At 73.2% G+C, this 24344-nt stretch carries 18 protein-coding genes; 9 read left to right on the top strand and 9 right to left on the bottom strand.

The window, feature by feature from the left end; translation table 11 throughout:
* Positions 1–35: 35 nt before the first annotated feature.
* From dxs to pflA, 3 genes are all read left to right on the top strand, one after another.
* Positions 36–1952, top strand: a complete 1917-nt coding sequence (gene dxs / locus FE251_RS08620) for a 1-deoxy-D-xylulose-5-phosphate synthase (RefSeq protein WP_139071583.1) — start codon at positions 36–38, stop codon at positions 1950–1952.
* Positions 1953–2089: 137 nt separating this feature from the next.
* Positions 2090–4351, top strand: a complete 2262-nt coding sequence (gene pflB / locus FE251_RS08615) for a formate C-acetyltransferase (RefSeq protein WP_139071584.1) — start codon at positions 2090–2092, stop codon at positions 4349–4351.
* Between the two features lie 233 nt (positions 4352–4584).
* Positions 4585–5397, top strand: coding sequence for a pyruvate formate-lyase-activating protein (pflA, locus tag FE251_RS08610; protein ID WP_139949300.1), 813 nt, complete (start codon positions 4585–4587; stop codon positions 5395–5397).
* Between the two features lie 122 nt (positions 5398–5519).
* Here pflA and FE251_RS08605 read toward each other — a convergent pair whose 3' ends face one another.
* The 3 genes from FE251_RS08605 to FE251_RS08595 all read right to left on the bottom strand — a co-directional run bounded on the left by FE251_RS08605 (position 5520) and on the right by FE251_RS08595 (position 9601).
* Positions 5520–7607: a 3-hydroxyacyl-CoA dehydrogenase NAD-binding domain-containing protein gene (locus FE251_RS08605; protein ID WP_139948499.1), complete on the bottom strand. Its 2088-nt coding sequence runs from the start codon at positions 7605–7607 to the stop codon at positions 5520–5522.
* Positions 7608–7715: 108 nt separating this feature from the next.
* Positions 7716–8945 (bottom strand): ribonuclease D, encoded by a 1230-nt coding sequence (locus tag FE251_RS08600; RefSeq protein WP_139948498.1) that lies wholly within the window; start codon positions 8943–8945, stop codon positions 7716–7718.
* A gap of 80 nt (positions 8946–9025) precedes the next feature.
* Positions 9026–9601, bottom strand: coding sequence for a DUF3000 domain-containing protein (locus FE251_RS08595; protein ID WP_139948497.1), 576 nt, complete (start codon positions 9599–9601; stop codon positions 9026–9028).
* Positions 9602–9691: 90 nt separating this feature from the next.
* Here FE251_RS08595 and FE251_RS08590 point away from each other — a divergent pair, with 90 nt between their 5' ends.
* The gene (locus FE251_RS08590) at positions 9692–10948 is read left to right on the top strand and encodes a carboxylate--amine ligase (RefSeq protein ID WP_139948496.1); all 1257 of its coding nucleotides are present in this window, start codon (positions 9692–9694) and stop codon (positions 10946–10948) included.
* Between the two features lie 3 nt (positions 10949–10951).
* Here the strand turns inward: FE251_RS08590 and FE251_RS08585 are convergent, their stop codons facing one another.
* On the bottom strand, positions 10952–11380 hold the full coding sequence (locus FE251_RS08585) for a VOC family protein (RefSeq protein WP_139948495.1): 429 nt from the start codon (positions 11378–11380) through the stop codon (positions 10952–10954).
* Between the two features lie 77 nt (positions 11381–11457).
* On the opposite strand from FE251_RS08585, the gene FE251_RS08580 reads away from it, so the two are divergent.
* A complete protein-coding gene (locus FE251_RS08580) occupies positions 11458–12060 on the top strand; it encodes a TetR/AcrR family transcriptional regulator (protein WP_139948494.1) in 603 nt (200 codons plus the stop codon).
* Here FE251_RS08580 and FE251_RS08575 read toward each other — a convergent pair.
* Complete coding sequence (locus FE251_RS08575) at positions 12035–12886, bottom strand: putative RNA methyltransferase (protein WP_139948493.1); 852 nt, start codon at positions 12884–12886, stop codon at positions 12035–12037. The two genes, FE251_RS08580 and FE251_RS08575, sit on opposite strands and share 26 nt — an antisense overlap.
* Positions 12887–13362: 476 nt before the next feature.
* Here FE251_RS08575 and FE251_RS08570 point away from each other — a divergent pair, with 476 nt between their 5' ends.
* The 4 genes from FE251_RS08570 to FE251_RS08555 all read left to right on the top strand — a co-directional run bounded on the left by FE251_RS08570 (position 13363) and on the right by FE251_RS08555 (position 17323).
* Positions 13363–14121: a YaaA family protein gene (locus tag FE251_RS08570; protein ID WP_139948492.1), complete on the top strand. Its 759-nt coding sequence runs from the start codon at positions 13363–13365 to the stop codon at positions 14119–14121.
* A 54-nt stretch (positions 14122–14175) separates the two neighbouring features.
* Positions 14176–15156, top strand: a complete 981-nt coding sequence (locus FE251_RS08565; protein ID WP_139948491.1) for an LLM class flavin-dependent oxidoreductase — start codon at positions 14176–14178, stop codon at positions 15154–15156.
* Positions 15157–15218: 62 nt separating this feature from the next.
* Entirely contained in the window at positions 15219–16286 is a 1068-nt protein-coding gene (locus FE251_RS08560) for a lipid II:glycine glycyltransferase FemX (protein ID WP_223147509.1), read from the top strand.
* On the top strand, positions 16283–17323 hold the full coding sequence (locus FE251_RS08555) for a lipid II:glycine glycyltransferase FemX (RefSeq protein WP_139948490.1): 1041 nt from the start codon (positions 16283–16285) through the stop codon (positions 17321–17323). The genes FE251_RS08560 and FE251_RS08555 overlap by 4 nt, the downstream gene beginning before the upstream one ends.
* Positions 17324–17424: 101 nt before the next feature.
* On the opposite strand, the gene FE251_RS08550 is transcribed toward FE251_RS08555, so the two are convergent.
* The 4 genes from FE251_RS08550 to glgX are packed head-to-tail and all read right to left on the bottom strand — an operon-like array spanning position 17425 to position 24331.
* The gene (locus tag FE251_RS08550; protein WP_139948489.1) at positions 17425–17910 is read right to left on the bottom strand and encodes a hypothetical protein; all 486 of its coding nucleotides are present in this window, start codon (positions 17908–17910) and stop codon (positions 17425–17427) included.
* Positions 17911–17941: 31 nt separating this feature from the next.
* The gene (gene treZ / locus FE251_RS08545) at positions 17942–19684 is read right to left on the bottom strand and encodes a malto-oligosyltrehalose trehalohydrolase (RefSeq protein ID WP_139948488.1); all 1743 of its coding nucleotides are present in this window, start codon (positions 19682–19684) and stop codon (positions 17942–17944) included.
* Entirely contained in the window at positions 19677–22202 is a 2526-nt protein-coding gene (gene treY, locus FE251_RS08540; protein WP_139071596.1) for a malto-oligosyltrehalose synthase, read from the bottom strand. The genes treZ and treY overlap by 8 nt, the downstream gene beginning before the upstream one ends.
* The gene (gene glgX, locus FE251_RS08535; protein WP_139071597.1) at positions 22199–24331 is read right to left on the bottom strand and encodes a glycogen debranching protein GlgX; all 2133 of its coding nucleotides are present in this window, start codon (positions 24329–24331) and stop codon (positions 22199–22201) included. Before glgX ends, treY begins: the two co-directional genes overlap by 4 nt.
* Between the last annotated feature and the right edge of the window lie 13 nt (positions 24332–24344).

The raw sequence follows: 24344 nt of genomic DNA, 5'->3' as shown, positions 1-24344 counted from the left end.
GGAAGCGATTTGTCGTCTGACCGGAAAGGGGAGCGATGAGCCAGCTCGGACGCATCCGCAGGCCCGCTGACCTGCGCTCCCTCACCACCTCCGAGCTCGAGGTGCTGGCCGAGGAGGTGCGCGACTACCTCGTCGAGTCCGTCGCGAAGACCGGCGGGCACCTCGGCCCGAACCTCGGGGTTGTCGAGCTCACCCTCGCCGTCCACCGCGTCTTCACCTCCCCGCGCGACCGGATCGTCTTCGACACCGGACACCAGGCCTACGTCCACAAGCTCCTCACCGGGCGACAGGACTTCGCCGAGCTGCGCAAGGAGGGCGGCATCTCGGGCTACCCGAGCCGCTCGGAGTCCGAGCACGACATCGTCGAGAACTCCCACGCCTCGACGGCGCTGTCCTGGGCCGACGGGATCGCCCGCGCCCACGAGCTCACCGGGCAGACCGACCGGCACGTCGTCGCGGTCATCGGTGACGGCGCCCTCACCGGCGGTATGGCCTGGGAGGCGCTGAACAACATCGCCGAGGCGCAGGACCGCCGTCTCGTCATCATCGTCAACGACAACGGCCGCTCCTACGCGCCGACGATCGGCGGCCTGGCCCACCACCTCGACGCGCTGCGCACCGCGCGCGGCTACGAGAAGGTCCTCGGCTGGGGCAAGCGCGCACTCCAGCGCAGCGGCCCGCCCGGACGGGTCACCTACGACGCCCTCCACGGCCTGAAGAAGGGCATGAAGGACGTCCTCGCCCCGCAGGGCCTCTTCGAGGACCTCGGCATCAAGTACATCGGCCCCGTCGACGGCCACGACCTGCCCGCCATGGAGTTCGCGCTGCGTCGCGCCAAGGCGTTCGGCAGCCCGGTCATCGTCCACGCCATCACCGAGAAGGGCCGCGGGTACACCCCGGCCATGGAGGACGTCGCCGACCGCTTCCACGCCGTCGGCGTCATCCACCCCGAGACCGGCCTGCCCGTCACGCCCTCGCGCTTCGGCTGGACGTCGGTGTTCGCCGAGGAGATCGTCGAGATCGCCCGGCAGCGCAGCGACGTCGTCGCGGTCACCGCCGCCATGCTCGCCCCCGTCGGCCTCGCCCCGATGGCCGAGGAGTTCCCCGACCGCGTCATCGACGTGGGCATCGCCGAGCAGCACGCGCTCACGGCCGCCGCCGGGATGGCCTTCGCCGGACTGCACCCCGTCGTCGCCCTCTACGCGACGTTCCTCAACCGCGCCTACGACCAGCTCCTCATGGACGTCGCGCTCCACCGCGCGGGCGTCACCATCGTCCTGGACCGCGCCGGCATCACCGGCGACGACGGCGCCAGCCACAACGGCATGTGGGACCTCGCGCTCCTGCGGACGGTGCCGCGCCTGCGCCTGGCCGCGCCGCGTGACGAGGCCACCCTGCGCGCCGAGCTGCGCGAGGCCGTCGAGGTCGACGACGCCCCCACGGTCGTGCGCTACCCGAAGGGCTCGCTGCCCGGGCCGCTGCCCGCGATCGGGCGCGAGGGCAGCGTGGACGTCCTCACCCGCACCGCCGGCGACGGCGGACCACGCACGCTCGTCGTCGGTGTGGGCGCCATGGCGCCCACTGCCGTCGCCGTCGGGCAGGCGCTGGAGGCCCAGGGCATCGGCTCCACCGTCGTCGACCCCCGCTGGGTGCTTCCGGTGAGCGAGGACCTCCTCGACCTGGCCGCCAAGCACGACCTCGTCGTCGTCATCGAGGACGGTCTGGGCACCGGCGGGATCGGCAGCGCCGTGCGCGACGCCCTCGCCGAGGCCGGGCATGCCGTCCCGGTCCAGACCCACGGCCTGCCGCACGAGTTCCTCGAGCACGCCAGCCGCGCCTCGATCGTCGAGCGCTACCACCTGCAGGCCCAGGACGTCGCCCGCCAGGCGGCCGGCGCCGTCGCCGCACTCACCGCCGCGCACGACGTCGTCGAGCACGAGCCTCGCGCCTGACGGTGTCCGGTGTCACCATCGGTGTGCGCGTGTGAGAGTGCTTACGCGGCCGCGTGGTCCTAGGTCCCATGCGGATGACCTGTCCGATTCGTACGGTGGACACAACCGGCAACCGCCGGGAGGAGAGGGAGGCACTAATGGCCACGACCACCATCGACGAGGCACTGCAGTCGGCCGACGCTTGGCGAGGATTCACCCCCGGGCCGTGGCAGGAGTCCGTCGACGTCCGCGACTTCATCCAGCGGAACTACACCCCTTACGACGGCGACGACTCCTTCCTCGCCGGACCGACCGAGCGCACCACCCACATCTGGCGCACCCTGTCGAAGATGTTCCCCGAGGAGCGCGCCAAGGGCGTCTACGACGTCGACGCGACGACGCCCTCGACCATCACGTCCCACGCCCCGGGCTACATCGACCAGGACCGTGAGCTCATCGTCGGCCTGCAGACCGACGCGCCGCTCAAGCGCGCGATCATGCCCTACGGCGGCTGGCGGATGGTCGCCACCTCGCTCAAGACCTACGGGTTCGAGGTCGACCCGCTGCTCGAGCAGGTCTTCACCACCTACCGCAAGACCCACAACCAGGGCGTCTTCGACGTCTACCCGCCCGACGTCCGCGCCGCCCGCAGCGCGCACATCGTCACCGGCCTGCCCGACGCCTACGGCCGCGGCCGCATCATCGGCGACTACCGCCGCGTGGCCCTGTACGGCGTCGACGCCCTCATCGAGGCGAAGAAGGCGGACCGCGCCGAGCTCGACAAGCTCTTCTCCGTCGACGAGGTCATCCGCGACCGTGAGGAGAACAGCGAGCAGATCCGCGCGCTCCAGGAGCTCAAGGAGATGGCGGCCTCCTACGGCTTCGACATCTCCCGGCCGGCGAGCAACGGCCGCGAGGCCGTCCAGTGGCTCTACTTCGCCTACCTGGGCGCCGTGAAGGAGCAGAACGGCGCGGCCATGTCCCTCGGCCGCACGTCGACGTTCCTCGACATCTTCCTCCAGCGCGACATCGCCGACGGCGTCCTCACCGAGTCCGAGGCGCAGGAGATCATCGACGACTTCGTCATCAAGCTGCGCATCGTGCGGTTCCTGCGCACCCCCGAGTACGACCAGCTCTTCTCCGGCGACCCGACGTGGGTCACCGAGTCGATCGCCGGCGTGGGGGACGACGGGCGCCACCTGGTGACGAAGAACTCCTTCCGCATGCTGCAGACGCTCTACAACCTGGGTCCGGCCCCCGAGCCGAACCTCACGGTGCTGTGGAGCGACAAGCTGCCCGAGGGCTTCAAGCAGTTCTGCGCGAAGGTCTCCATCGACACCTCCGCCATCCAGTACGAGTCCGACGAGCTGCTCCGCAGCCAGTGCGGCGACGACTCCGGGATCGCCTGCTGCGTGTCCGGCATGGCCATCGGCAAGCAGATGCAGTTCTTCGGGGCCCGCGTCAACATCGCCAAGGCGCTGCTCTACTCGATCAACGGCGGCCGCGACGAGATCAGCGGCAAGCAGGTCGCGCCGGTGAGCGAGCCGGTCACCGGGGACGTCCTGGACTACGACGACGTGCTGGGCAAGTACGACGCCCTGCTCGACTGGCTGGCCAGGACCTACGTCGACGCGCTCAACTGCATCCACTACATGCACGACAAGTACGCCTACGAGCGGCTGGAGATGGCACTCCACGACCGTAAGGTCCGGCGGACCATGGCCTGCGGCATCGCCGGCCTGTCGGTCGCCGCGGACTCCCTGTCGGCGATCAAGTACGCGACCGTGCGCCCCGTGCGCAACGAGGACGGGCTCGTCGTGGACTACGACGTCGAGGGTGACTACCCCACCTTCGGCAACGACGACGACCGCGTCGACGACATCGCCATCATGCTCGTCGAGCGGTTCATGGAGAAGGTGCGCCGCCACCCGACGTACCGCAACGCGCTGCACACCCAGTCGGTGCTCACCATCACCTCCAACGTCGTCTACGGCAAGCACACCGGCAACACCCCGGACGGGCGCCGGCTCGGTGAGCCGTTCGCCCCTGGCGCCAACCCGATGAACGGGCGCGACAGCCACGGGATGCTCGCCTCGGCGCTGTCGGTGGCCAAGCTGCCGTACTCCGAGGCGCAGGACGGCATCTCGCTGACCAACACGATCGTGCCGTCCGGTCTCGGCCGGACCAAGGACGAGCAGGTGAAGAACCTCGTCGGCCTGCTCGACGCGTACATGGTGAGCGAGGGCTTCCACATGAACGTCAACGTCCTCAACCGGGACACCCTCGAGGACGCCATGGAGCACCCGGAGAACTACCCGCAGCTGACCATCCGGGTCTCCGGCTACGCGGTGAACTTCGTGCGCCTCACCCGGGAGCAGCAGCTCGACGTCATCTCCCGGACGTTCCACGGCCGGGTCTGACAGACCGGAGAACCGAACGCCCCGTCCCCGGTTTCCCTCCGAGACACCCTCGTGGAACAGTCAGGAGGAGGGAGACCGGGGACGTCGGCGTGTACGGACGGCCCGAGGGGAAGGCGGACTCGCAGGAAGGAGCGGGCAGCGTGACCACACCTGAGCACGTGACCGTGAGCGGCGTCGTCGCCCCCGACGGGATCAACGGCGAGTACGTCGCCGTGCCGGAGGACGCGGTGCCCATGCTGCGCCGCTCGGCCGGCACCGCCGGCCTGGCCCACGTGGAGGAGATGAGCCGCAGCGAGCACCTCGCGGCGGTGCGGGCCGGGGACATCGGCTCGCTCCACTCGTGGGAGCTCGTCACCGCGGTCGACGGCCCGGGCACCCGGATGACGACGTTCCTCGCCGGCTGCCCGCTGCGCTGCCTCTACTGCCACAACCCCGACACGCTGCGCATGCGTGACGGCGAGGCCGTCGACGTCGACGAGCTCCTGCGGCGGGTGCGTCGCTACGTCCCGGTCTTCCGGGCCACCGGCGGCGGGCTCACCGTCTCCGGCGGGGAGCCGCTCATGCAGCCGGCGTTCCTCACCCGGCTGCTCGAGGGCGCCAAGGAGATGGGCGTCCACACGGCGATCGACACCTCCGGCTACCTCGGACGCTACGCGAGCGACCGGCTGCTGTCGGCCCTCGACCTCGTCCTGCTCGACGTGAAGTCCGGGCTGCCCGAGACGTACAAGCGCACGACCGGCCGCGAGCTGCAGCCGACGCTCGACTTCGGGCGCCGGCTCGCCGACCTCGACAAGGAGATCTGGGTGCGCTTCGTCCTCGTCCCGGGCCTCACCGACGCCGAGGAGAACGTCGACGCCGTCGCCGACTACGTGGCGTCGCTCGGCTCCGTGAGCCGGGTGGAGGTCCTGCCCTTCCACCAGATGGGCCGGGACAAGTGGGACCGGCTCGGGATGGACTACCAGCTGGGCGACACCCAGCCGCCGTCCCTCGACCTCACCGACCGCGTGCGCGACCAGTTCCGCTCCCGCGGCCTCACCACCTACTGACCCGCGCTCCTTCCCCTCCGGCCTCCCGGTCCCGCCCTCCCCACGAACTCGCCCATCGCCGAGCGCTGGATCGTGCACGGGGTCGGTGTGCAGGATCCAGCGCTCGGCGGGAAGGGGATGGGTCAGGGGTGGGGGAGGCTGGCGACGCCGGGGGGCAGGAAGCGCCGGCCGGTGACGGCCTCGCTCGTGCCGGTGCGGTCGAGGTAGGGCGCGATGCCGCCGTTGTGCAGCGGCCAGCCGGCGCCGAGCACCATCGCGAGGTCGACGTCGCGCACGTCGGCGACGACGCCGTCCTGGAGGAGCAGGTGCACCTCCTCGGCGAGCGCGCGCTGGACGCGGCGCAGGACGCCGTCGGCGTCGAGCGGCTCGGGCAGCGGCCGGGAGCCGAAGAACCGGTCGAGGTCCTCGCGGACGGCCGAGGCCGCGCTCGGCCGCTCGTCGACGGTGAACCGCTCGCCCTCCGCCACCATCCGGGCGAGGCCGGGGGACTGCGGGTAGCGGTCCCCGAGCGTGCGGCGCAGCTCGTCCAGCACGTGCATCGCCACCGCCGGGCCGACGAGCTGGAGCAGCTGGAACGGCCCCATCGGCAGGCCCATCGGGCGCAGCGCGCGGTCGGCGTCGGCGACGGTCGTGCCCTCCTCGAGCGCCCCGAGCACCTCGCCGAGGAGCCGGACGAGCACGCGGTTGACGACGAAGCCCGGCGCGTCCTGGCAGGCGATCGCGCTCTTGCGTGCCCCGGCGGCGACGGCGAAGGCCGTGGCGTAGGCGGTGTCGGAGGTGTGCGGCGTGCGCACGACCTCGACGAGCGGCATCTGGGCGACCGGGTTGAAGAAGTGCAGCCCGACGACGCGCTCGGGGTGCGCGAGCCCGTCGGCCATCGCGGTGACGGACAGGGCCGAGGTGTTGGTCGCGAGGACGCAGTCCGGCCCGACGACCGCCTCGAGCTCGGCGAAGACCCGCTGCTTGACCCCGAGGTCCTCGAACACCGCCTCGATGACGAGGTCGCTGCCGGCGAGGTCGGCGAGGTCGGTGGTCGCGGTCACCCGCTGGCGCAGCTCCGCGGCCTTCGCCTCCGCCAGCCGCCCCGACCGCTGGAGACGGGCGACCTGCGCCTCGACGTGGGCCAGCCCGGCGGCTGCGCGCTCGTCGTCGAGGTCGCGCATCGTCACCGGCACCCGCAGGGTGCGGGCGAGGAGGACGGCGAGCTGGCTCGCCATGAGTCCCGCGCCGAGGATGCCGACGCGCCGCACCGGCCGCGCGAGCTCCTCGGAGGGGGCGCCCTCGGGGCGCCGGGCGCGCCGTCGGGTGAGGTCGAAGGCGTAGAGCCCGGCCCGCAGCTGGTCGGACATGATGAGGTCGGTGAGGGCGGCGTCCTCCGCGGCGAAGCCCTCCTCCTGCGTCGCGGTGCGGGCGGCGGCGACGAGCTCGAGGGCCCGCTGCGGCGCCGGTGCACCGCCCTCGGCGCGGAGCGCGACCGCGGCGCGGCGGGTGGCGACGGCGTCATCCCACGCCGCGGCGTCGGCGGTGTGGTCCGGACGGGCGGGGGCGATGGCTCCGGCGAGCACCTCGGCGACCCACGCGAGGGCGCCGTCGCGGAAGTCCGCCTCCCCGCCGCGCTGGACGGCGTCGACGAGCCCGATGTCCAGCGCCTGCTGTGCGGACAGGGTGCGCTGGCGGGGCGGGTTGTCGATGATGACCTGCAGGGCCGCCTCCGGCCCGACGAGGCGGGGCAGCAGGTAGCACCCGCCCCAGCCGGGGACCAGGCCGAGGGAGGTCTCGGGCAGGGCGAGCGGTGCGGCGTCGGTGGAGGCGACTCGGTAGCGGCAGGCGAGCGCGATCTCCAGGCCACCCCCGAGGGCCAGCCCGTTGACGAGCGCGAAGCTCGGCAGCTCGCGGAGCGTGGCGACGATCCGATGGCCTGCCTGGGCGACGCCGCGCGCGTCGTCGTCGTGGGCCATCACGCTGACGTCGCGCAGGTCGGCGCCCGCGGCGAAGGCCTGCCCGGACCCGGTGACGGCGACGGCCACCACCTCACCCGAGCGGACACGCTCCGCGGCGGCGGCCAGCGCCTCGTCCAGCGCCGCGATGCTCCGCGGGCCGAGCGTGGCCGGGCGGCCGTCGGCGCCGGTGAGTGTGAGCAGCGCGAGCGTGCCCCCGGCGAGCGGGACGTCCTCGACCGTGACGGTCGTGGGCTGGGTGGTCGATGTCATCGTCACTCCCTCGTGATGGGTTTACCGACGACCGACAGTACCGGGTAAGTCGGGCGGCGTCCGTCCGGCGGGGGAGCGAGCAGGGAGTGAGCGGGGGGAGCGGGCGGCTCAGGCCGTGGCGAGTGCCGCGGTCAGCGGACCGGCCGTGAGGTCGACCTGCCACGGGCGGGCGCCCTGGTCGGCGAGGGCAGCCCGGACGGACGGCTCGTCGACGGTCAGCGGCGGCGTCCAGGCGAGCTGCCGCTGCACCGCGGGGGCGAGCAGGTTCTCCTGCGGCACGTGGTGCTCCTCGCCGAGGGCGCGCACGGCGGTGCGGACGGCGTCGAGCCGGGCGGCGGCGGCCGGGTCCTTCTCGGGCCAGGCCCGCGGCGGCGGCGGGGTACCGGTCGAGACCGGCAGGCGGCGCGGCGGGTAGTCCTCCGGGCGCAGCGCGAGCGCACGCTCGACCGCGGCCCACCAGTAGCCGCTGGTGCGGCGGGTGCCCTTGCCCGCGAACTCGGGCAGTGCGACGAGGTCCCGCTCGCTGCGCGGCAGGGCCTGCGCGGCGGCGACGATCGCGCGGTCCGGCAGCACCCGGCCCGGCGCGCGGTCCCGCTTGCGGGCGAGCTCGTCGCGCGCCTGCCACAGCTCGCGGACGACGGCGACGCCCTGGCCGCCGCGGATGGCGTGCATCCCCGACGTGCGCCGCCACGGGTCCACGCGCGGCTCGGGGGCCGGCGCGAGGCGCACGGCCTCGAACTCCTGCTCGGCCCACTCGAGCTTGCCCGCCGCCTGGAGCTCGGCGGCGAGCCGGTCGCGCAGCTCGACGAGGAACTCGACGTCGAGCGCCGCGTACCGCAGCCAGTCCTCCGGGAGCGGGCGCTCGGACCAGTCGGCGGCCGAGTGCTCCTTGGCCAGCGCGAAGCCGAGCTCCTCGGCGATGAGCGCGCCCAGGCCGACCTTCGGCCGGCCGAGCAGACGCGCGGCGAGCTCGGTGTCGAAGAGCCGGTCGGGCTGCAGGCCGAGGTCGTGGAAGCCGGGGAGGTCCTGGTTCGCGGCGTGAAGCACCCACTCCTGCCCGGCGAGTGCCTCGTTCACCGCGTCGAGCCGCCCGACGGCGATCGGGTCGATGAGCACGGTGCCCGCGCCCTCGCGGCGGAGCTGGACGAGGTAGGTGCGCTGGCCGTAGCGGTAGCCGGACGCGCGCTCGGCGTCCGCGGCGACCGGACCGGTGCCGGAGGCGAGCGCCTCGACCGCGGCGGCGAGACCGGCGTCGGTCTCGATGACCGGGGGAGTGCCCTCGTGCGGTTCGGTGACGGGGACCAGGTGGGGCGTCTCGACGTCGACGGGCTCGGTCATGGACCCAACGGTATGCCCCGGCGCGGCCCCGGCGCCCGGTGGCGCGCGGTGGTGGACCTATGGTGACGAATGCCCCACGGTCACTGGTGGGGACGCAGCGCGGTGACGCCCTCCGGGAGTGGCTCCAGGCCCGCCGCGGAGGCGGCGAGCTCGGTCCACGCGTCGAGGTGCGGCCCGAGGTCGGTGGTGTTCGGCGTCCACGACGCGCGCAGCTCGATCTCGACCGTCCGGCCGCGCAGTGCGAGCCCACCGAAGCTCTCGGACAGGACACGCGTGACCGTGCCGGACAGCGAGTGGTAGCCCGCCCCGGCACTCTCCAACGCGTCGGTGAGCCATGCCCAGCCGACCTCCCCGAGCAGCGGGTCGGCGCCCATCTCGTCCTCGAGGGTGGCGCGGGCCATGACGATGATCCGGAACGTGCCGTTCCACGCGCTCTGGCCCTCGGGGTCGTGGAGGACGACGAACCGGCCGTTGCCGAGCATCGTCTCGGGGTCGGTCGTCGGGTTGACCTCCGCGGTGAGCGCCAGGGCGTAGGGCGCGATGCGCGTGGGCGGTGGCACCTCCGCGAGGTGCACCTCGGGCCGCTGGCGGCGTCCTCGCAGACTGAGGAGCGCGTCCTCGAAGTCCGGCGGGATACGCGAACCGTCGCTGTTCACCACTCCAGGCTAGGCCGGGCCGGCCCGAACCCGGGAGGGGCGCGCCGGTAGACTCGCCGGGCCCCGTCGTCACCGACCCTGGAGGATCCCGTGGCCGACTTCCGCCCGGTTCTGCTCGGCACCGATCTCGGCGTGTACTCCATCGCCCGGTCCTTCCACGAGGCGTACGGCGTGCGCTCGATCGTCGTGTCCAACCAGCTCCGCGGCCCGATCGACCACTCGCGGATCATCGACAACGTCCTCGTCGGTGCGGGCGCCGGGGAGGAGGAGACGGTCGCCGCCCTGCTCGACGTCGGGCGTCGCCACGCCGGGACCCCGCTGCTGCTCATGGTCAACGCCGAGCACGAGGTCGAGCTCGTCGTGCGCAACCGCGCGGCCCTCGAGCCCCACTTCGTCATCCCGTTCGCCTCCGGGGAGGTCCTCACGGCAGCCGCCGACAAGGAGGTGCTCGCCGCGACGTGCGCCCGCCTCGGGATCGCCACGCCCGCCTCCCAGGCGGTCGACCTCGCCGACGCCGGGCAGGAGGGCTGGGCGCCGCCGGCGCTCGACCTCACCTTCCCGGTGGTCCTCAAGCCCGCCGTGAGCGCCGAGCACCTGCTGCTGTCCTTCGCGGGCAAGCGCAAGGTCTACACGGCGACGACGGCGGCCCAGGCCGATGACGTGCTGCGGCGCCTCGCCAGGGCCGGGCTGCGCGACGTCGTCCTCGTCCAGGAGCTCATCCCGGGCCACGACACGCAGGGCCGTACGGTCACCTGCTACGTCGACCGGGCGGGGGAGGTGACGCTCATGGCGTCGGGGCAGCTGCTGCTCCAGCTCCACGAGCCGACGATGATCGGCAACTCTGCGGCGATCCTCACCGAGCCGCAGCCGGAGGTGGAGGAGCAGGCGGCCGCGATCCTCCGCGAGCTCGGGTTCACCGGGTTCGCCAACTTCGACGTCAAGGTCGACCCGCGTGACGGTCGCGCGCACTTCCTCGACCTCAACCCGCGCATCGGGCGCCCCAACTACTACCTCAACGTCGCCGGGCGGAACCCGGCCCGCGCCGTCGTCGCCGACTTCGCGGCCGAGCTCGGGCTCGGCGGTCCGGTGGCGTCGCCGCTGTACCGGCCCGAGCAGGAGGTGGGCGTCTACTCCTACCTGCCGTGGTCGCTCGTGCGGCGCTACCTCACCGACCCCGGTCTGCGGCGGACGGTGGCGCGCGTCCACCGGACGCGGCGCTTCACCCACCCGCTGGCCTACGCCCTGGACCGCGACCCGCGCCGGACGTTCTACCGCGCGGCGTCGACCGTCAACCTCGTGCGCGACTTCCGCGCCCACTACCCGGAGCCGACGCCGACCGGCCTGTGAGCCTCAGCCCTGCGCGGCGCCCTCGGCATACTGCGCGGCGAACTCGGCCGACGGCGGGGTGGGAGTGATGACGTCGATGAGCACGCCCCCGGGGTCGACGACGATGAAGTGCCGCTGACCCCAGTCCTCGGTGCGGATGTCCCGCGCGAGCGGCAGGCCGGCGCGGCGGACGAGGCGGTCGTACTCGCCGTCGACGTCGGTGACCTCGAAGTTGAGCAGGACGCCGGACGCGGGCCGGCCGAAGCCGGCGGGCACGCTCTCGTGCGTCGGGTCGAGGAGCGCGAGCTCGTAGGCCGGGGGGCCGGGGCGGTGCAGGCTGACGTACCAGTCGGCGGCGAACGTCACCTCGAAGCCGAGGTGCTCGGTGTAGAAGCGGGTGGAGCGGGCGAGGTCCTCGGTGCCGAGGACGGGGTAGAAGCTCGTGAGTTCCATGGTTGCCTCTCTCGTTGGCGTACCTTGGGTACGTCAAGAGTGTCACGTACCTGAGGTATGTCAAGAGGGGTGGGGCGATGACGAGCAGGGCCGACCAGCGCGAGGCGACCGCGGCGGCATTCGTGTCCGAGGCGCGTGCACTCTTCGCCCGCGAGGGGTACGCCGCCGTGCCGCCGGCCCGGATCGTCGAGGCCGTCGGCAGGACCAAGGGCGCGCTCTACCACCACTTCGGGAGCAAGCTCGGGCTCTTCCGGGCCGTGGTGGAGCAGGTGCAGCGCGAGGTGGGGGCGCGCGTGGCGGCCGCCGCCGAGCAGCACACCGACCCCTGGGACCAGCTCGTCGCCGGCTGCGAGGCGTTCGTCGCGGCGGGGGCGGACCCCGACGTCCGGCGGATCATGCTCGTCGACGCCCCGGCCGTGCTCGGCTGGGCGGAGTGGCGGGCGATGGACGAGGCGTCCTCGGGGCGGCTGCTCGCCGAGGTGCTCACCGAGCTGGTCGAGGAGGGCACCCTCGAGCCGCAGCCGGTGGAACCGCTCGTGCGGCTGCTGTCCGGGGCGATGAACGAGGCCGCTCTCTGGCTCGCCGAGCAGGGCGGGGAGGGCGACCTCGAGGCGGTCACCGCCGCCCTGCGCCGCCTGCTCGACCCGCTGCGCGTCAGGCCCGGTGGACCGACACGGTGACCGAGACCGTCACCGCGAGCGGCTCCGGCAGTGCGGCGACGGCCGCGAGGAGCTCGTCCCTGTCGAGGTGGTGGGCGCTGGGGCCCATGAGCGCCTCGTGCACGACGTCCGCGTGCGTGAGCGTCGCGCGGTAGCGCACGGCCCGTTCCGCCGTCGTCGTGAAGTCGGCGAGCTGACGGGCCAGCCGGGCCTCCTTGTCCGGGGCCACCGTGAGCATCCCGAGCGGGCCGATGATCTCGGCGAGGTGGTCCTGCGCCGGCGCGACGACCACCAGCCGCCCCCCGGGCGTGAGCACGCGGGCGATCTCCGCCGGGTTGCGCGGGCCGAAGACGCTGAGCACCGCCGCGGCCGAGCCTGCGGCGAGCGGGAGCGGTTGCCACACGTCCGCGCGGACCGCCGCCAGGCGCGGGTGGGCCCGGGCGGCGCGCCGGGACGCGTACGGGGAGATCTCGACGTCGACGCCGAGCGCCCGGGGGAGGGCGTCCAGCACGGTGGCGAGGTAGTAGCCGGTGCCACCGGCCAGGTCGAGGACGAGCGGGTGGTCGGCGTCGTCGGCCGCGGGGACGTCGCGGACTGCCTCGGCGAGGGCGCGGGCGACCGGCTCGTAGTGCCCGGCGGCGAGGAACGCAGTGCGCGCCGCGACCATGTCGGCGGTGTCGCCCTGGACCGCCGGCCGTGCGCCCCCGAGCAGCGTGAGGTAGCCCTGCCGGGCGATGTCGAAGGCGTGCCCCGCCGCGCACCGCACCGTGCGCTCGGTCCGGGTCAGCGTCTCGGTGCACACCGGGCAGCGCAGCCGGTCCATCACGAGGTCGAGGGGCGTCTCCATGTCACCCGCCACCCTATGCGCCCCACGATCGCCCGTGTCTCTCCCACCCGCCCCGCGCCCCGCGCCTCCCCGCCGTGCCCCCATCTCCACCCCCGTCACGCGCCGAGCGCTGGATCCTGCACGCGCTCGCAGCGCGGCCGCGCCGCTGACCCGCCGAGCGCCAGGCCGTCCCGTCCCGCACCCCCTCCGCCGAGAGCTGGATTCTGCACGCACGCAGCGCCCCCGCCGAGGGCATCGGAATCTGCCACTACGTCGGGCCGAGGGGCCCGAGCTCGCGTGTCAGAACGGCGTGTCGAGCGCGTGTCGCGTACTTGGTGGCAGCTTTCGTGCGCTGGTGGGTGGGGGCGCACGATCCAGCGCCCGGCGGAGGGGGAGTGGGAACCAGCGCTCGGCGAAAGAGGGAGGAGGCGCCGGTAGGCGTGGCGGGGGAGTGAGGGGGCAGCCGGGGTGGGGAGCGGCTGGCTTAGGGTTGGGGGGTGCTCATCCTGCTTCCCCCGTCGGAGTCCAAGTCCAGCCGTAGCCGGGGCAAGCCGGCCGACCCGACGGCGGTGAGCTTCCGGGAGCTCGTCGCGCCCCGGCGGACCGTCGCGGCCGAGCTCGCCGCGGTGAGCGCCGGGCCCGACGCGCTCACGGTCCTCGGCGTCGGCCCGAGCCTGGCCGAGGAGGTCGCCCGCAACACCCGGCTCGACACCGCTCCGGCACTCGCGGTCGGCGAGCTGTACACCGGCGTCCTGTACGACGCGCTCGACCTCGCGGGCATGGACGCCGCGGCCCGGCGCCGCGCCACCCGCTGGATCGTCGTCGTCTCCGCGCTCCACGGCGCCCTGCGCCTCGGCGACCGGGTCGCGCCCTACCGGCTGTCGATGGGCGTCACGCTCCCGGGCACCGGCCCGCTCGCCCGCTTCTGGCGCCCCCACCTCGAGGAGGTGCTGACGACGGCGGCGGGGGACGGCGTCGTCGTCGACTGCCGCTCCTCGACCTACGCGGCGGCAGGCTCGCCCCGCGGGGAGGCGGCCGAGCGCTGGGTGCAGGTGCGCGTCCCCGGCGCCAGCCACATGGCCAAGCACACCCGCGGCCTCGTCGCCGGCCACCTGTGCCGGACGGGGACAGCGCCCCGCACACCGGAGGCGCTCGCCGAGGAGCTCGGCGACGCGTTCGTCGTCCACGGGCTCACCCCGCCGGCGCGCCCCGGAAAGCCGTGGGTGCTCGACGTCACCCCGGGGCAGGCGGAATAGAACGCCGGGCGCCCGGTTGGACCTCGGGTAGGCCACCCCGACGAAAGGCGTTCGATGCCGCTCCCGCTCTCCATCCTCGACCTCGCGACCGTCGCCCGCGACCAGACCGTCGCCGAGTCCCTCGCCGGGACCGTCGCCCTCGCGCGGCAGGCGGAGACGAGCGGGTACTCGCGGGTCTGGTACGCCGAGCACCACAACATGGCGGGCATCGCCTCCTCGGCGACGTCGGTGCTCATCGCCCACGTCGCCGCGCACACGTCGAGCATCCGGCTCGGGTCCGGCGGCGTCATGCTGCCCAACCACTCCCCGTTGACGATCGCCGAGCAGTACGGCACCCTCGCGACCCTGCACCCGGGGCGCATCGACCTGGGCCTGGGCCGCGCGCCGGGCACCGACCAGAACACGATGCGCGCCCTGCGCCGCGACGTCACCTCCGCCGACTCCTTCCCCGACGACGTCCTCGAGCTCCAGGGCTACCTGCGCGGGCAGTCGCGGATTCCCGGCGTCGACGCCTACCCGGGCAAGGGCACCGACGTGCCGCTGTACATCCTCGGCTCCTCGCTGTTCGGTGCCCGCCTGGCCGCAGCGCTCGGCCTGCCCTACGCGTTCGCCTCGCACTTCGCGCCTGCCGCGCTGCACGAGGCCGTCGCCCTGTACCGCAGCTCCTTCCAGCCCTCCGACCAGCTCGCCGAGCCCTACGTCATCGCCGCCTACAACGTCGTCGCGGCCGACGACCAGGCCGACGCCGAGCGCCAGGCCCAGGAGGTCATGCGCAGCCGGGTGGCGCTCATCCTGCGCCCGGGCACGGAGTACACCGACGAGCAGGCCGACGCGCTGCTGCGGTCCCCGCAGGCCGGGCACCTGCACCAGATGATGACCTACAGCGCGGTCGGCACCCCCGACGTCGTGCGGGAGAAGGTCACCGCGTTCGCCGAGGAGAGCAGGGCGGACGAGCTGATGATCGCCCACCAGAGCCCCCGGGTGGAGCAGCGGCTGCGCTCGGCGGAGCTGCTCGCGGAGGCGTACCTCACCTGATCCCGACGGAGCCCCCGGCTCCCGCGCGGCCTAGGGTGGGGGGCGACGTGAAAGGGGACCAAGTGGAGCACAGCATCAGGCTCGTGCCGCTGGACGACGCGGAGTTCGCGGCGCTCACGGCAGATGTCGACCTCCCTGTCGAGCAGTCGCTCGCCTGGGACGCCTACGACCGCGCGGTGCCGGGCCGCTGGCCGTGGAAGCGCTTCGTCTTCCAGGTCGACGAGCAGCCGGCCGCGGTGCTGTCGCTCTCGGAGTACGTCGGGCGCGGGTTCCGCTACCTGTGGGCCAAGCACGGCCCGGTCTGGCTCGTCGAGCCGACGCCGGAGCTCGAGCTCGCGCTGCGCGAGCGGCTGGTCCACGGCGTGCACGCCGTCGACCCGCGGCTCGTGTTCGTGCGCCTCCACGCGGCGCACCCGGCCGAGGACCTCCACCCGCTGCTGCAGTCGGTGACCTACGACCGCACCGTCGTCGTCGAGCTCGCCGGCCGCAGCGACGACGACCTGCTCGCCGGCATGAAGAAGCGCGGCCGCCGCGACCTGCGCAAGGGTCTGCGCGAGCAGCCCGTGGACTGCACCGAGGAGACCGGCATCAGCGCCGAGGGCTTCGCCGAGCTCTACGAGGTCCTGCGCGAGACCGCCGAGCGCGACGGCTTCGGGGCCCACCCGATCAGCGTCTACACGACGATGCTCGACGCGCTCGGCCCGCAGCACGCACGGCTGTTCGTCGCGCGCCACGCCGGCGAGGTCCAGGCCTGGGTCATCGTCACCGTGCACGACGGCGCCGCGACCGCCTACTACGCCGCGAGCACTGAGGCCGGGCGCGCCCACGACGCCGCCACCCAGCTGTACTGGCACATCATCCGCACGCTGCGCGACGAGGGCGCCAGGACCTTCGACTTCATGGGCGTGGGCTCGGAGATCGCGCCCTCGCTGGAGGCACTGACGACGATGAAGACGAAGTTCAACCCCGAGATCGCCGAGGTCGCCCCCGCGTGGGACGTGCCGGTGCGCCCGTGGGCCTACCGCGCGCTCACCAAGGCGCTGGCCGCCAAGCGTGCCGCCGTCGCCACCGCCCGCCGCGCCGTGCCGGCGGTCCGTGGGGACGAGACCCGTGAGGAGGAGACCGCGTGAGCCTTCGTCCCGTCGACGACGCCACCTACCGCGAGCTCGCCGCCGGCCTCGCGCTGCCCATCGAGCAGGCGCCGGTGTGGGCGGCGTTCGACGCCGTCGTCGCCGGCCGTTCCCACTGGGGCCGCCTGGCCTACGAGGAGGACGGCGTGCCCGCCGCGGTCGTCTCGCTCGCCGAGGTCCGGGGTCCGGGCGGCTTCCGCTACCTGTGGGCCAAGAACGGGCCGGTGTGGCTCGTGGAGCCGACGGCGCAGCGGGAGGCGGCGCTGCGCCGCGAGCTCGCGGCGCGGCTGCGGCAGGTGGACCCGCGGCTCGTCTTCGTGCGCCTCCACGCGCTGCACGAGGCGCCCGACCTGCGCCCGGTGATGCAGGGCATCACCTACGACCGCACGGTGATCGTCGACCTCGACCGCAGCGAGGAGGACGTCTTCGCCGCGATGAAGCAGCAGGGCCGCCGCGCGATCCGCAAGGCGATGAAGGACGAGTCCCTCACGGTCACCGAGGAGACTGGCCTGGACGAGGCCGCGTTCGCCGAGCTCTACGAGGTGTTCGTCGAGACGGGGGAGCGGGAGGGCTTCGGCCCGCACCCGGCCCGCCGCTACCTCGACATGCTCACCACCCTGGGCCCGGAGCACGCGCGGGTGTTCGTCACCCGGCGCGACGGGCGGGTGCTCGCCTGGGCGCTGGTCCTCGTCAACGACGGTGCGGCGCTGTACTCGGTGGGCGCGTCCAACGCCGAGGCGCGCAGCGCCTACGCCGCCGACCTCCTCCACTGGCACGTCATGAGGACCCTGCTCGCCGAGGGCGTGCGCTCCTACGACCTCGCGGGCGCCGGGTCCGAGCGCTTCCCGGGCCTGTCCGGGCTCACCCAGTTCAAGACGAAGTTCGAGAAGGAGATCACCGAGGTGGCTCCCGCGTGGGACATGCCGGTGCACCCCCTCGCCTACGACGCGCTCGTCCGGGCGCTGGGCGCCAAGCGCTGGGCCACGGCGCAGGCACGCGGCCTGCTCTCCCGGGTCCGCGGGCGCCGCAGCGCCTGACGCGCCGCCCGGTCCACCGCTCTGGGACACCCCTCCGCACCTCTGGGACGCCCCCTGGCGCGCGCCACGCGGCCGCGAAGGGGCGTCCCAGAGGGAGAGGCTCAGCCGATGATGGTCGAGCCGGTGTAGAGGTGGAGCACCGGCAGGCCCATGGCCTCCCGGGCGCGCGACGCCCAGTCCCGGCGGAAGGTGTCGTCGAGCATCTTCGGGGTGGTGACGACGACGACCTCGGAGGCACGGAAGCCGTTCGCCGCCTGGAGCAGGGCGGGCAGGGGGTCGTCCTGGACGACCTGCCCGTCGGCCGTCGCGCCGGATGCGGCGAGCAGGTCGAGGGACCGGCGCAGGGCCTCGGCCGCCTCGGTCCGCGCCTCGCGGTCGTCGGGGTCGGGGTTGGTGATGTCGGACCACAGCCGGCGCAGGTCGAGCAGGCCGAGGTCGTTGACGACCTCGTGGAGCACGTTGTGCTCGGTGTCCGCCGGCACGAGCACCTGGAAGCGGACGTCGCGCTCGGCGTAGTAGTCGACGATCTGGCGCACGTCGGTGTCGAGAAGGGCGTCCTCGGTCAGGACGATCACGGTCTCGCTCACGGGTCCTCCAGTCGGGTCGGTGATCGGTCTGTCAGCAGCGCAGGACGGCGACGTCGCGGCCGGGCAGGGTAAGGACGTCGCCGGCCACGCTCGCCTCCCCGGTCCAGCCGAGAATCAGCTCGCGCACCTGGCCGCGCACCGGGATCTCGCGCGGCTCCTCGTCGAGGTTGACGACGACGGCGATCGCGCCGCGGTACATCGCCAGCCAGCCGCCGTCCTCGGGTGCCGTCACGCCGGTGTCGGCGCGCACGCCGCTGGCGAGGTCCGCCTCGGTGTGCCGCAGGCGTACGAGGTCGCGGTAGAACTCGAGCAGCCGGGCGTGGCGGGGCTCGTGGGCCTCGTCCCAGTCGAGCTTGCTCGCCTCGAACGTGCTGCGCGCCTGCGGGTCGGGCACCTCGACGTCCTCGCCGTAGACGTCCTCCCAGCCGTGGGAGGCGAACTCGGCGGTGCGGCCCTCGCGGATCGCCTGGGCGAGCTCGGGCTCGGAGTGGTCGGTGAAGTACTGGAAGGGGGTGCGTGCCCCCCACTCCTCGCCCATGAAGAGCATCGGGGTGTAGGGGCCGAGGAGGACGAGCGCGGCGGAGACGGCGAGGCCGCCGTCGTCGAGCGCGGGCCGGTCCCCGATCGCCCGGTTGCCCACCTGGTCGTGGTCCTGGGAGAAGACGACGAACCGCCGGGCGTCCACGTCGGCAGGCACCGGAGCGCCCCACTCCGTGCCGCGGAACTCGGAGTACGTGCCCGCGTGGACGAAGACCTCGCTCAGCGCCTGGCGCAGGGTCTCGGTCGTCCCGAAGCTCACGTAGTAGCCGTGCCGCTCGCCGGTGAGGCGGGCGTGCAGCGCGTGGTGCACGTCGTCGTCCCACTGGGCCGTCATCCCCAGCCCGCCCTCGGCGGTCGGGGTGACCATCCGCGCGTCGTTGAGGTCGGACTCAGCGATGAGGGACAGCGGCCGGCCGACCTCGCGCTCGAGCTCGGCGACGGCCTCGGACAGCTCGGCGAGCAGGTGGCGCTCGGAGTCGTCGATGAGGGCGTGGACGGCGTCCAGGCGCAGCGCGTCGACGTGGAAGTCGCGCAGCCAGCGCAGCGCGTTGTCGATGACGAACCGGCGCACCGGCCCGGCGTCGTCGCCGTCGAGGTTGACGGCGGCGCCCCACGGGGTGTGGTGACGCTCGGTGAAGTACGGGCCGAACTGTCCGAGGTAGTTGCCCGACGGCCCCAGGTGGTTGTGGACGACGTCGAGGCAGACGGCCAGGCCGCGGGCGTGGGCGGCGTCGACGAAGCGCTGCAGCGCCTCCGGCCCGCCGTACGGGGCGTGGACCGCGTAGAGCGCGACCCCGTCGTACCCCCAGCCGAACTCGCCGGGGAAGGCGGCCACGGGCATGAGCTCCACCATGTCGACGCCGAGGTCGACGAGGTGGTCCAGCCGCCCGATCGCGGCGTCGAGGGTGCCCTCGGGGGTGAACGTGCCGACGTGCAGCTCGTAGACCACCGCGCCGAGGCTGGAGCGGCCGGCCCACCCGTCGTCGGCCCACGGGTAGGCCGCGGCGTCGAACGTGCGCGAGGGGCCGTGGACGCCCTCGGGCTGCCACGGGCTGCGCGGGTCGGGCAGGCCGGGGCCGCCGTCGAGGTGGAGGAGGTAGTCGGTGCCGGGGGCGACCGGTTCCGGCGTCGACCACCAGCCCCCGTCCCCGGCCACCATGGGCACGCGCCCGGTGGGCAGGGAGATCTCCACGCGCTGCGCCTGCGGCGCCCAGACGGTCACTGGCTCAGTCATCGGCACGTTCCAGGAGGGCGACGGGGTGGGGGTCGAGGAGGTCGGCCAGGCGGCACGGGCCGCCCGGGTACTCCCGGCGGGTGAGGACGTCGCGCCACCGGCCCTCGGGCAGGACGACGGAGTGCTCGCCGAACCCGCCGAGCGCATCCAGACCCCGGGCGAGGCGGGTGACGACCGTGACGGCACGAGGCCCGGCGACGTCGGCGCGCGCGAAGGCGATCGCGTGGCCGGTGGACGTCGGCAGCGGCAGGTACTGGGCCTCCGCGCCGACGAACGCGTCCGCCTCCCGGCGCCGCAGCCGCAGTGCCTGCGCGGTGAGCGCGAGCTTGACCTCGTCGAGGGAGCCGGGCGTCGCGCCCGCGTCGAGCCGTTCGAGACGGGCGTCGAGCCCGGCGAAGTCGACGGGACGGCGGTTGTCGGGGTCCACGAGGGAGGTCTGGGTGACCTCGGTGCCCTGGTAGACGTCGGCGACGCCGGCGATGGTGAGCTGGAGGAGCTTGTACCCCAGGACGGCCGCGCGGACCGAGGCCGCGGTCGTGCGGCCCCACGCGGTGAGCGCGGCGTGAACCTCGGGGTGCTCGAGGATCGCGCTCGCGTAGGCGAGGAGCGACTCCTCGCGCTCGGCGTCGGGGTCGGTCCACGTTGTCCAGGACTTCTGCTCGCGGACCGCCTTGGTGAGGTAGTCCCGCAGCCGCTGCGCGGAGATGGGCCCGTCCTCCGTCCACGTGCCGGCGACAGTCTGCCACAGGAGGTTCTCCGCGCGGCCGTCGAGGTCGGTCGGACGCAGGTCCGCCGTCGCCACGCGCAGCCCACGGACAAGCTCGAGCCACTCGTCCGCGTACTCGGACAGCACGCCGATGCGCGCGCGCACGTCCTCCCCGCGCTTGGTGTCGTGGGTGCTGCCGGCGGTCATCGTCGCCGGGTGGGTGTACAGGGCCTGGGTCGCCCACGCGTGGAGCTCGTCGACGCTGATGCCGAAGCGGCGGGGCGAGCCGCCGACCTCGCACAGGCTCACCAGGTGGGTCCACCGGTAGTAGGCGGTGTCCTCCACGCCCTTGGCCATGACGGCGCCGCACGTCTGCTGGAAGCGGACGATGAGCTCGGCGCGGCGGGCGTCGTGCACCTTCCCGGCGCTGCCGACCTCGTTGCCGAGCACGAGCTCGACGACGAGGTCGAGGGTCTCGTGGCGGTCCTCGTCCAGCCTGGCGCGCGCGTGCTCGGCGGCCTCCCGCACCACCCGCTCGGCGAGCGGCGGGGCGGGCTCCCCGGGCACGACGTAGGCGCGGTAGCGGTCGAACGCGACGAGCAGCTCGACGACGCAGTCCTCGAGGGAGCGCAGCGTGTGGTCACGCAGGCGCACGTCGTGGTCGCACAGCTCGCGCAGGATCGTGGCGAGCCGGTGCACCTCGGCGTACAGCGAGGTGGCGATGACCTGGCGCTTGGACTCCGCGACGAGCGCGGAGAGCTCCCCGCGGGAATCCCCGGCGATCTCGGTCATGGCGGTGCCGAGCGCGCCCGAGCCGGACGGGTCGGTGAGCACCGAGTTGATGCGCCAGGCGGCGTCGTAGCCCGTGGTGCCCGCCACCGGCCAGTCCGCCGGCAGGGTCTCGTCGCCCTCGAGGATCTTCTCCGCGACGACCCAGGCCCCGCCGGTCGCCTCGTCGAGGCGCTGGAAGTAGTCGCGCGGGTCGGCCAGGCCGTCGGGGTGGTCGATGCGCAGCGCGTCGACGTGGCCGGCGGCGATGAGCTCGAGAAGCACGCCGTGGGTCGCCTGGAAGACGTCGGGGTCCTCCATGCGCACCGCGGCGAGGGTGTCGACGTCGAAGAACCGGCGGTAGTTGAGCTCCTCGTCGGCCACCCGCCAGTACGACAGGCGGTAGAACTGCCGGTCGAGGAGGTCGGCCAGCGGAAGGTGCTCCGTGCTCGGGCGGACGGGGAAGACGTGCTCGTAGTAGCGCAGCACCGGCTGCTCCCCGGCCTCCGGCTCGCTCGGCACGACCATCTGCTCGACCCGCAGCTCGCCGGACGCGAGGGCCTGCCCGATGCGCTGCCCGAGGACGGGCATGAGGATGCCGGGACGGTCGAGCTCGAGGTCGAGGTCGAACCACGCCGCGTAGGGGGAGGCGGGCCCCTCCTTGAGAACCGACCACAGGGCCTTGTTGTGCCACACGGGCGTGGGGACGGCCATGTGGTTGGGCACGACGTCGACGACGACCCCGAGGCCCGCGGCGTGCGCCGTCGTGCACAGCCGCTCGAGGGCCTCGCGGCCGCCGAGGTCCGCGGAGATCCGCGAGTGGTCGACGACGTCGTACCCGTGCGTCGAGCCGGGCGCCGCCTGGAGGACGGGGGACAGGTAGAGGTCGGTGACGCCGAGGCGGGTGAGGTAGGGCACCAGCCGCTCGGCGTCGGCGAAGGTGAGGTCCGGGCTGAGCTGGAGGCGGTAGGTGCTCACCGGCAGCCGGCGCCCGGGGGCGGGGAGGTGTGCGGTGGCCGCGGAGGCGGCTGCGTCCGGGCTCATGCGGCGGCCTCGCGGGGGCAGACGAGGATGACGGTGCTGTAGGGGGAGAGCTCGACGGTCTCCCCGGGCGCGTACTCCGCGTGCTCGTTGTCCTCCGCGTCGCCGTGGGGGTCGGTGTTGATCGCGGTGTTCCAGGCCTTGCCGTGGTGCTCGTCCGGGATCGTGAAGGTCACCGGCTCGGCGGCACCGTTGAGGAGGATGAGCAGGCTGTCGTCGACGATCCGCTCACCGCGGGTGTCGGGCTCGGGGATGGCGTCGCCGTTGTAGGAGATCATGATCGACCGGGCGAAGGACTGGTGCCAGTCCTCCTCCTCCATGTGCTCCCCCGACGGCTTGAGCCAGGAGATCTCCCCGACCTCGGACTGCCCGCCGTGGCCGGGGTCGCCCGCGAAGAAGCGCCGGCGGCGCAGCACCGGGTGCTCGCGCCGCAGCGCGACCATGCGGCGGGTGAAGTCGAGGATCTGCTCACGGTCCTCGTCGAGGTCCCAGTCGACCCAGGCGAGCTCGTTGTCCTGGCAGTAGACGTTGTTGTTGCCCTGCTGGGTACGGCCCATCTCGTCGCCGTGGGAGATCATCGGCACGCCCTGCGAGAAGAGCAGCGTGGCGAGGAAGTTGCGGTGGCGGCGCAGCCGCAGCGCGCGGACCTCCGGGTCGTCCGTCTCGCCCTCGACGCCGCTGTTCCACGAGCGGTTGTGCGACTCGCCGTCACGGTTGTCCTCGCCGTTGGCCTCGTTGTGCTTCTCGTTGTAGGAGACGAGGTCGCGCAGCGTGAAGCCGTCGTGGGCCGTGACGAAGTTGATCGAGGCGACGGGGTGGCGCCCGGAGTGGGCGTACACGTCCGCCGATCCGGTGATGCGCGTGGCGAACTCGGCGAGCGTCGAGGGCTCGCTGCGCCAGAAGTCGCGGACGGTGTCGCGGTAGCGCCCGTTCCACTCCGTCCACAGCGGCGGGAACCCGCCGACCTGGTAGCCGCCCTCCCCGAGGTCCCACGGCTCGGCGATGAGCTTGACCTGGGAGATCACCGGGTCCTGCTGGATGATGTCGAAGAACGCCGAGAGGCGGTCCACCTCGTGGAGCTCGCGGGCCAGCGTGGAGGCGAGGTCGAAGCGGAACCCGTCCACGTGCATCTCGGTGATCCAGTACCGCAGCGAGTCCATGATCATCTGCAGCGTGTGCGGGGAGCGCATGAGCAGGGAGTTGCCCGTGCCGGTCGTGTCGAAGTAGTGCGTCTTGTCGTCCTCGACGAGCCGGTAGTACGACGCGTTGTCGATGCCCTTGAAGGACAGCGTCGGGCCCAGGTGGTTGCCCTCGGCGGTGTGGTTGTAGACGACGTCGAGGATGACCTCGATGTTCGCCGCGTGCAGCGCCTTGACCATGGCCTTGAACTCCTGCACCTGCTCGCCGCGCGTCCCGAAGGCCGCGTAGCCGTTGTGCGGAGCGAAGAAGCCGATGGAGTTGTAGCCCCAGTAGTTGCTCAGACCCTTCTCCTGGAGGTGGGGGTCGTTGACGAACTGGTGGACCGGCATGAGCTCGATCGCCGTGACGCCGAGCGTCGTGAGGTGCTCGATGATCGCCGGGTCGGCGATGGCGGCGTAGGTGCCCCGGATCTCGTCCGGGACCTGCGGGTGGAGCTCGGTCAGGCCCTTGACGTGCGCCTCGTAGATGACCGAGTCGTGGTACTGGTGGCCCGGCGGGCGGTCGAACTCCCAGTCGAAGAACGGGTTGATGACCACCGAGTACATCGTGTGGTCGGCGGAGTCCTCGGTGTTGCGCCTCGTCGGGTCGGTGAAGTCGTAGGAGTACAGGGACTGGTGGCCCGAGATGTTGCCGTCGATGGCCTTGGCGTACGGGTCGAGGAGCAGCTTGGACGGGTCGCAGCGGTGCCCGTTGGCGGGGTCGTACGGGCCGTGGACCCGGAAGCCGTAGCGCTGCCCGGGCTGCACGGGGCGGAGGTAGCCGTGCCACACGTGGCCGTCGACCTCGGTGAGGTCGACGCGGGTCTCGGTGCCGTCGTCGTCGAGCAGGCACAGCTCGACGCGCTCGGCGACGGAGGAGAAGAGGGCGAAGTTGGTGCCGGTCCCGTCGAAGGTGGCACCCAGGGGGTATGGACGTCCAGGCCAGGGCTGCATGAGCGATAGGTTC

Source organism: Georgenia wutianyii (genome assembly GCF_006349365.1).
GTDB lineage: Bacteria > Actinomycetota > Actinomycetes > Actinomycetales > Actinomycetaceae > Oceanitalea > Oceanitalea wutianyii.
The sequence above is the reverse complement of the archived record's forward strand: the minus strand, read 5'-3'. Positions and strand labels throughout refer to the sequence as shown.